This is a genomic window from Marinospirillum sp., from assembly GCF_014859565.1.
This window is the reverse complement of record NZ_JACUUA010000030.1, coordinates 20,115-27,005: the sequence shown is the minus strand read 5'-3', so window position 1 is coordinate 27,005 and position 6,891 is coordinate 20,115. Positions and strand designations below refer to the sequence as shown.

The window sequence follows — 6,891 nt, the reverse complement described above, 5'->3', positions numbered from 1 at the left end:
GAGCGGGCAATGACTATGCGCGCTTCAATCATTACCTGATCAACCGGGACATCCAGCGTTTGAACAATGTCACGAATACGCCGTACTTGCTCTGCTGTATCACGGACATACAGGGTGTTGGTGCGTTCATCCACCAGCAGGTGGCCACGATCCGACATAAACCGACGTGTGCTGCTACTGGCATCCGGTGACTGAGTCAGTTGGGGCAGGCTGCCCATAAACCCTGCCGCCAGGCTTGGTGCGGCGATTGCAGCGGAATCCAAATCACCCATGATAAAGGTGCGAATAGCTGCAGCACTGGCATAGTTCACTTTGATGAATTCATCTTCGAGCTGAGCCAGGGTGGCAGCGGACTGGTTGGCCTGTCGTTGTTGTTCTTCCAGTTGCATCAATTCAGCGGTGGGTGCAACCAGCAATACTCTACCCATCTGACGACTGGCCAACCCTTGGGATGTCAGGATGATATCCAGCGCCTGATCTGAAGGAACTTGTTCGAGTTGTAGGGTGATATTGCCTTGCACCTGATCACCGGCAACCAGATTCAGGTTAAGAAAGTTAGCCATCACTCCCAGTAGTTGTCTGACGGGAATATCCTGGTAATTCAGGGTGATTTCCTCACCTGTGTACTGGAAACGGCGGTTACTCACGTCACCATCAACCGGCTGGGTGGTGGCGCTGGCGGGGACAATTTCAACCTGCAGCTGTTGCTGGCTGTGTGTCACCAGATGACTGAAATGCCCTTCTACCGCAAGGGTGACTTCAGCAATTCTGCCTTTTTGATCAAGACGCAGACTGCCAACCTGAGTGGCAAAGTCACTGGCGTCATAGAGGTTAATCAGATCAGGCTGAATTTGGGTACCGACAAACCTCAGTCGCAGACCATTTTCAGTCTGTTCTGCTTCGGGCAGTGAGGGGGTGTCGGTAAAATCTAACAGTAAGCGCGCGTGCCCCTGAGCGGTACGTTGAAAATCCACCCCGTTCATTCGGAGGTTTTCTGCTAGAGCTGGCTGGGTGATCAGCAAAGCTGCCAAAAACAGGGTGAACAGGCGAGCGAGCTGCATCGGAGAAACATTCATGTTTATGTCCTACCTGGATAAAGAGAGAGTTTGGTCACGTTCTTGCCACTGTCCACTGCTATCAGCGATCAGTTCCACCAGCTGCACCTGATCGGGCAAGATCTGACGGACAGCGCCGTAATCACGCCCCAGATGGTCACCGACCTGCACCGCAATCAATTGATTGTCAGGTGTCAGAATCAAGGCGCGGATCTCGCGACCCTTCTGCAGACTGCCCCGGAATGCCAGCTCATCCAGCCCCCACTGCTCCAGTGTGCTTCTTGGGCGGTTAAGATCAGGCTTCAGACCCGATCCGGAACCCTGGAAGCGCAGTGCCAATTGCTGGTTGGGTGTGAAGGGGTCGCGCTGTTGCTGCTGAGTGTATTTAGCTATGACTGGTTCAGGGAAGCGTGGCAAAGCTTCAACTCTGCCTTGTGGTCGAGTGCGCAGTTCATAAAGCTGGGCTTCGATCTTTTCTTCCTGTGGCTTGTCACCACACCCGGCCAGCAGGCTGAGAGCCAGTACCGCAATCAAAACTTGTTTGCCTGGATTCATCGGCTGCTCTCCCGGCGGGTTGCTGTGGTTGTGTTTTGGTCATAACGGTAGGTGCGTGCCTGGATAGTCAGGGTCAGATGCGGGGTGCCAGGTCGAGAAGGTGCCAGATTAAAGTCGTGCAGTGTAACGATACGATCCAGCGCACTGATTCCAGCCATAAAATTGGCCAGATGGTGGTAATCTCCAGTGGCACGAATTTCAAAAGGCAGCTCAGTGTAAAAGGCTTGTGGTCTTGGTGCCTGCAGGGTTAATGCCTGCAACTCCAGTCGATGTATGGCGGCTTGCAGCTGAATATCATCTAGTAATCTCGGGATTTCGTTCTCAGAAGGCAATCGTGTCAGCAGACCGGAAAAAGTTTCTTCTATAATCACCATCTGTTGCTGGTAAGCAGGCAGGTTGGCAGCCTGAAACGCCCGCACTCGGTAGGTCTCAAACAATTCATTCTGTTCCTGCCGTACTTGCTCCAGCTGCTGCTGACTACTGCTTAACAGTAACCAGTGGCTGACACCAATCACACTGCCGATGATGACCAGCAGGGATAATATTTTTAATGAATCAGGCCATTGACCGGCAGAGGCCAGATCCAGATCATCCCGCTCCAGACGCTTGATGGCTCGCCATTGCCCAACCAACCAGTGTCTAATTTTCTGATGGGGTTGAGGGTTGAGTTTTAGTGCATCCAGCCAGCTTAAGGTGATCTTTTTCATGGTGTTGGCTCCTTCAGCGGCAGCAGCAGATCAAAACGTGCAGCACTGTTGCTGGTGTCCGTATTCAAACTGCGTAATACCGGCTCACTGAAGCGGGGCTGTTGTGACAGCTTACGCATCCAGGCTGGCACAACCTGTGGCGGTTGTGCCAGACCAGTCAATGTCAGTTGATTGCTCTGTCGCTTGATATCAGTAAGGTAAACACCGTTTTCCAGGCTGGCAGTCATCTGATCCATGATTTCGATGGTCACTGGGCGATCCTGCTGCAGTTTCTGGATCACCTGAATGCGCTGGAGTAACTGTTCATGATTTCTTTGCAGGTTGATAACTTCGCGGATCTGTTGATCCAGAGTTGTCATTTGAGTTTTGATCAGTTGATTTTCCTGCTTTACTGCGCTGATGGACTGGTTGTTGCTGTACCAGATCAGAGCAGTGATCAGCAGACCTGCAACCAGTGCCAGCAGGCAGAGCTGAGTAAAAAGAGCTTGGCGCTGCTGGCGTTTTTCTTCTCGCCAGGGACGAAGGTTAATACCATCACTCATGACTGAATCCTCATTGCCAGACCACAGGCAATCATCATGGCGGGAGCATCCTGCGCCAGGGCAGCAGCATTCACCTTATTGCTGAGGGTCATGTTGGAAAAAGGGTTGGCTACATAAGTGGGTGAGCCAATCTGGTTTTTGGCGATGTCCGGCAGGCCTTCTATGGCGGATGAACCACCGGCAAGAATCAGGTAATCAATGTCATGATATGAAGATGATGAAAAAAACAGCTGTAGTTGACGTTCGATTTGCTGAATCATGGCCGTTTTGAACGGATTGAGTATTTCGGTTATGTAGTCAGCTGGCAGATTGCCTTTTTTCTTGGCAAAGCCGGCTTCTTCACGGGATAACCCATAATGCCGCTGGATTTCATCAGTCAGTTGTTTGCCACCAAAAATCTGGTCGCGGCTGTAGATGATTTCACCATCACGCAGCACATTCAGAGTGGTCATGGTGGCACCAATATCCGCAACGGCCACAATCTGATTGACTTCCTGTTGCGGTAGCTGGCGCAGAATTAGACCCAGTGCCCGCTCCATGGCGAGGTTTTCAACGTCTATAACCACCGGCTGCAGGCCGGCTTCTTCCAGCACTTGATCCAGTTGATCTGTGGTTTCCTTGCGACAGGCAACAAGCAACACCGGCTGATTATCATCATCCGGGTTCAAGGGTGGCAGGCGATGAAAGTCGATTGCCACCTCGTTGAGCGGATAAGGAATGTGCTGATCAGCCTCCATCAATACCTGGGCTTCCATTTCGTCATCATCCAGTATTCTGGGCAGGCTCAGGGTACGGGTGATAACACTGGCAGTGGGAACCGCAACAGCCGTTCGGATAGTGCTGGGTTCGGTACGATCCATAACACGTTTGATACTGCGCGCCACCGATTTATAATCCTTGATGCGTCGATCGCTGACTGCACCATTTTCCAATGGTGCAACACCGTAACTGGCAACTTGCAGTCGATCACCTGAAGGATGAATTTCCAGCAGCTTGACGGCTGAACAGGAGATATCAATACCAATCAGAGGTAGCTTTTTGGGTCGTAAAAAAGGAAGATCGGGCATCCTGAGCATCGTATTGCTTGTATCCTTGGTTTGTCAGCAACAACAAAATGGTTTCGTTGTCTTTTGTATCAGACTGTAATGAGAGTTGCAAACAATTGTTGACTATAAGTGTTCAGATGAGTCGAAGAGTGTCATATCTCCTGAAAGCAGGCAAGATTACGGCTAAGATATGTGATTTGAATTTGTCACAAGTCATTTTCTATATGTCTGGTACGCCGATTTGGGTTGACTAGGGTTGAAACCGGGAATTTAGGTAAACAATGAAACTTCTGCTTAGTACGTTTAAATACCTCATCTGGCTGGTGCTGGCAGCTGCAGGGATTGGTGGAGTGTGGGCGATGGCGGTAATGCTGTATTTCTGGCCCGGTTTGCATGATGAGGTTGCCCAGTTGCAGGATGTGGAGCTGCTGTTGAGTGAGCAGCTGGAAATGCCTATGCGTATTTATACAGCAGATAGTCGGCTGATTGCTGAGTTTGGTGAGCACCGCCGTACCCGGATCAACTATGAAGACATTCCCCGTCGTTATATTGATGCCTTGCTGGCTGCTGAGGACGCCAGTTTTTATGACCATCCCGGCGTTGATGTTCGTGGTTTGGCCCGTGCTACAGTGCAGTTACTGGACTCCGGTCAGATACAGTCCGGTGGCTCCACTATCACCATGCAGGTGGCACGTAATTATCTGCTGACACGTGATCGAACCTTCGCCCGAAAAATCCGTGAAATACTCTTATCCTTGCGGATGGAGCAGTTGCTCACTAAACAGCAGATATTAGAGCTGTATGTTAACAAGATTTATCTGGGGCACCGGGCTTATGGCATCGTTGCTGCGTCTGAGGTCTATTATGGCAAACCGCTGCATGAGCTTAACCTGTCGCAGATTGCCATGATTGCCGGTTTGCCCAAGGCTCCTTCTGCTTATAACCCCCTGACCAATCCTCGTCGTGCACTGATCCGGCGTAACTGGATTCTGTCCCGTATGTACAATCTGGGGCAGCTGGATGATATGAGTTATGAAGGCGCCATTCGTGCACCTGTGAGTGCACGCTTTCATCCACCCGAACGCGATATTGATGCACCCTATGTTGCTGAGTCAGCGCGGCTTTTTGCGCTGGAGCAATTCGGTGATCAGGCTTATACCCGCGGGCTGAAAGTCTACACTTCAATCCATTCCGAACAGCAGCTAGCTGCTAATTTAGCCATCAATCAGGGATTGCTGAATTATGATCAGCGTCGCGGCTGGCGGGGCGCAGAAGTACAAGGTATCCCGCTGGTTGAGCAAATGCAGGAGTTGGAGGCTGATGCGCTGGCTGAAATCCAGGCCAGTGAATCAGGTCTGGAGCAGGTACAACAGGCTTTAGTTGATCCTCGTGCGGAAGGTCTGAAAGATCGGTTGGCTATGGATGTCAGTTATTGGTTGCGGGTGTTGGATCAAACACCCGTTTATGGTGGTTTGCAACCGGCCATAGTCGTGGAGTCAGAAGCAGAACGCTTGCTGTTGCTGCGACGTGGTGGTGGTCTGGTTGAGCTGACTCCGGAAGCCTGGGCCTGGGCTGGTCGTTATCACTCACCCTTCTGGAAAGATCGTAATGCCCTGCCGGGTCATCGGTTGGTGGCTCGGGGTGATCTGGTACGCCTGAGACGTTATGAAGACTCTGCAGATACACCCTGGATGCTGGCACAACTGCCAGGGTTGGAAGCTGCACTTGTAGCGATGAAAACGGAAACAGGTGAGATCACCGCAATGGTGGGTGGCTTTGATTATAATCAGAGCCGTTTTAACCGTGCCGAGCAGGCGCTGCGTCAGGCCGGTTCAGTATTTAAGCCTTTTATTTATATGGCGGCGCTGGAGCGAGGCTACACACCAGCCACCATCATTAATGACGCCCCGGTGGTTTTTGAAGATCAGCAGTTAGAAGACGTGTGGCGCCCGCAGAACTCCAGTGGTACTTTTTATGGCCCAACACGTTTGCGAGAAGGGCTTTATAAGTCACGCAACCTAATATCCATACGTGTGTTGAATTATGTTGGACTCGGTCGCGCCATAGAATATGTCAGTCGTTTTGGTTTTGATCGTGCACGTATGCCGCGAGATTTATCTCTTTCGCTGGGTAGTGCCAACGTAACCCCGCTGGAAATGACCCAGGCTTACGCCATGCTGGCCAATGGTGGTTACCGGGTTGAGCCTTATCTGGTAACACGCATTGAGGACGGTGATGGTGAGTTAATATATCAGGCCATCAAGCCACGTGTTTGTCGCGGCTGTCCTGAAGATCAGGAGAACATGGCTTTGTCCGGTGTGGATTATCCCCTTGCCAAGCGTCTGGTGGATCCGCGCGCTGTCTACTCAATGCACTCGATCCTACGAGATGTTATTGATGATGGTACTGGCAGACGTGCTCAGGCGCTGGATCGCAGTGATATCCGTGGTAAAACCGGTACTACCAATGAGTTACATGATGCTTGGTTCTCCGGTTTTAACCGGGATACTGTAGCCAGTGTCTGGGCAGGTTTTGATCAGCCGGCCAGCACTGGTGAATACGGTGCCAATCTTGCCTTACCTATGTGGATCAACTTTATGAAGGTGGCGCTGCAGAACCAGCCGGAGCGGGTGCTGGATCGTCCAGAAGGACTGGTGACCGTGCGTATTGATCCTGATACGGGCTTGCGTGCAAGACCGGGTCAGCAGGATGCCATGTTCGAGATTTTTTATCAGGAACGGGTGCCGGAAGAGCTGAGTAGTAGTACCGGGCGGGATGAAAGTCTGGATGCTGGGCGTGATTCTGATACGTCCCGGCCTTCATTGATTCCGGCTCCAGAAGCCTTATTCTGAAAAATCAGCAATGCGCTGTTTATACCAAGCCTACAGCAGGTCAAACGCAGCAAGGGTGCGGCCGGAATCGACAAGCAGAGCCTGATGGGCATTCCGACCCAGCAGGGTCGTTTCCGGTAGCATCATGGCGTCAA

6 protein-coding genes are annotated in these 6,891 nt (G+C 51.5%); 1 reads left to right on the top strand and 5 read right to left on the bottom strand.

Going from position 1 to position 6,891, the window contains the following annotated elements:
- From IBX50_RS06355 to pilM, 5 genes are all read right to left on the bottom strand, one after another.
- Positions 1-1,076 (bottom strand): secretin N-terminal domain-containing protein (locus IBX50_RS06355; protein WP_292254341.1); only part of this gene is annotated, 1,076 nt, incomplete at its 3' end.
- Positions 1,077-1,085: 9 nt separating this feature from the next.
- Positions 1,086-1,610: a pilus assembly protein PilP gene (locus IBX50_RS06350; RefSeq protein WP_292254340.1), complete on the bottom strand. Its 525-nt coding sequence runs from the start codon at positions 1,608-1,610 to the stop codon at positions 1,086-1,088.
- Positions 1,607-2,317, bottom strand: a complete 711-nt coding sequence (locus IBX50_RS06345; protein ID WP_292254339.1) for a type 4a pilus biogenesis protein PilO — start codon at positions 2,315-2,317, stop codon at positions 1,607-1,609. The genes IBX50_RS06350 and IBX50_RS06345 overlap by 4 nt, the downstream gene beginning before the upstream one ends.
- Positions 2,314-2,859, bottom strand: coding sequence for a PilN domain-containing protein (locus IBX50_RS06340; protein ID WP_292254337.1), 546 nt, complete (start codon positions 2,857-2,859; stop codon positions 2,314-2,316). Before IBX50_RS06340 ends, IBX50_RS06345 begins: the two co-directional genes overlap by 4 nt.
- Positions 2,856-3,935: a type IV pilus assembly protein PilM gene (gene pilM, locus IBX50_RS06335; RefSeq protein ID WP_292254336.1), complete on the bottom strand. Its 1,080-nt coding sequence runs from the start codon at positions 3,933-3,935 to the stop codon at positions 2,856-2,858. Before pilM ends, IBX50_RS06340 begins: the two co-directional genes overlap by 4 nt.
- 251 nt (positions 3,936-4,186) lie before the next feature.
- Between pilM and IBX50_RS06330 the strand changes: the two genes are divergently transcribed.
- The gene (locus IBX50_RS06330) at positions 4,187-6,757 is read left to right on the top strand and encodes a penicillin-binding protein 1A (protein ID WP_292254334.1); all 2,571 of its coding nucleotides are present in this window, start codon (positions 4,187-4,189) and stop codon (positions 6,755-6,757) included.
- Positions 6,758-6,891: the final 134 nt, after the last annotated feature.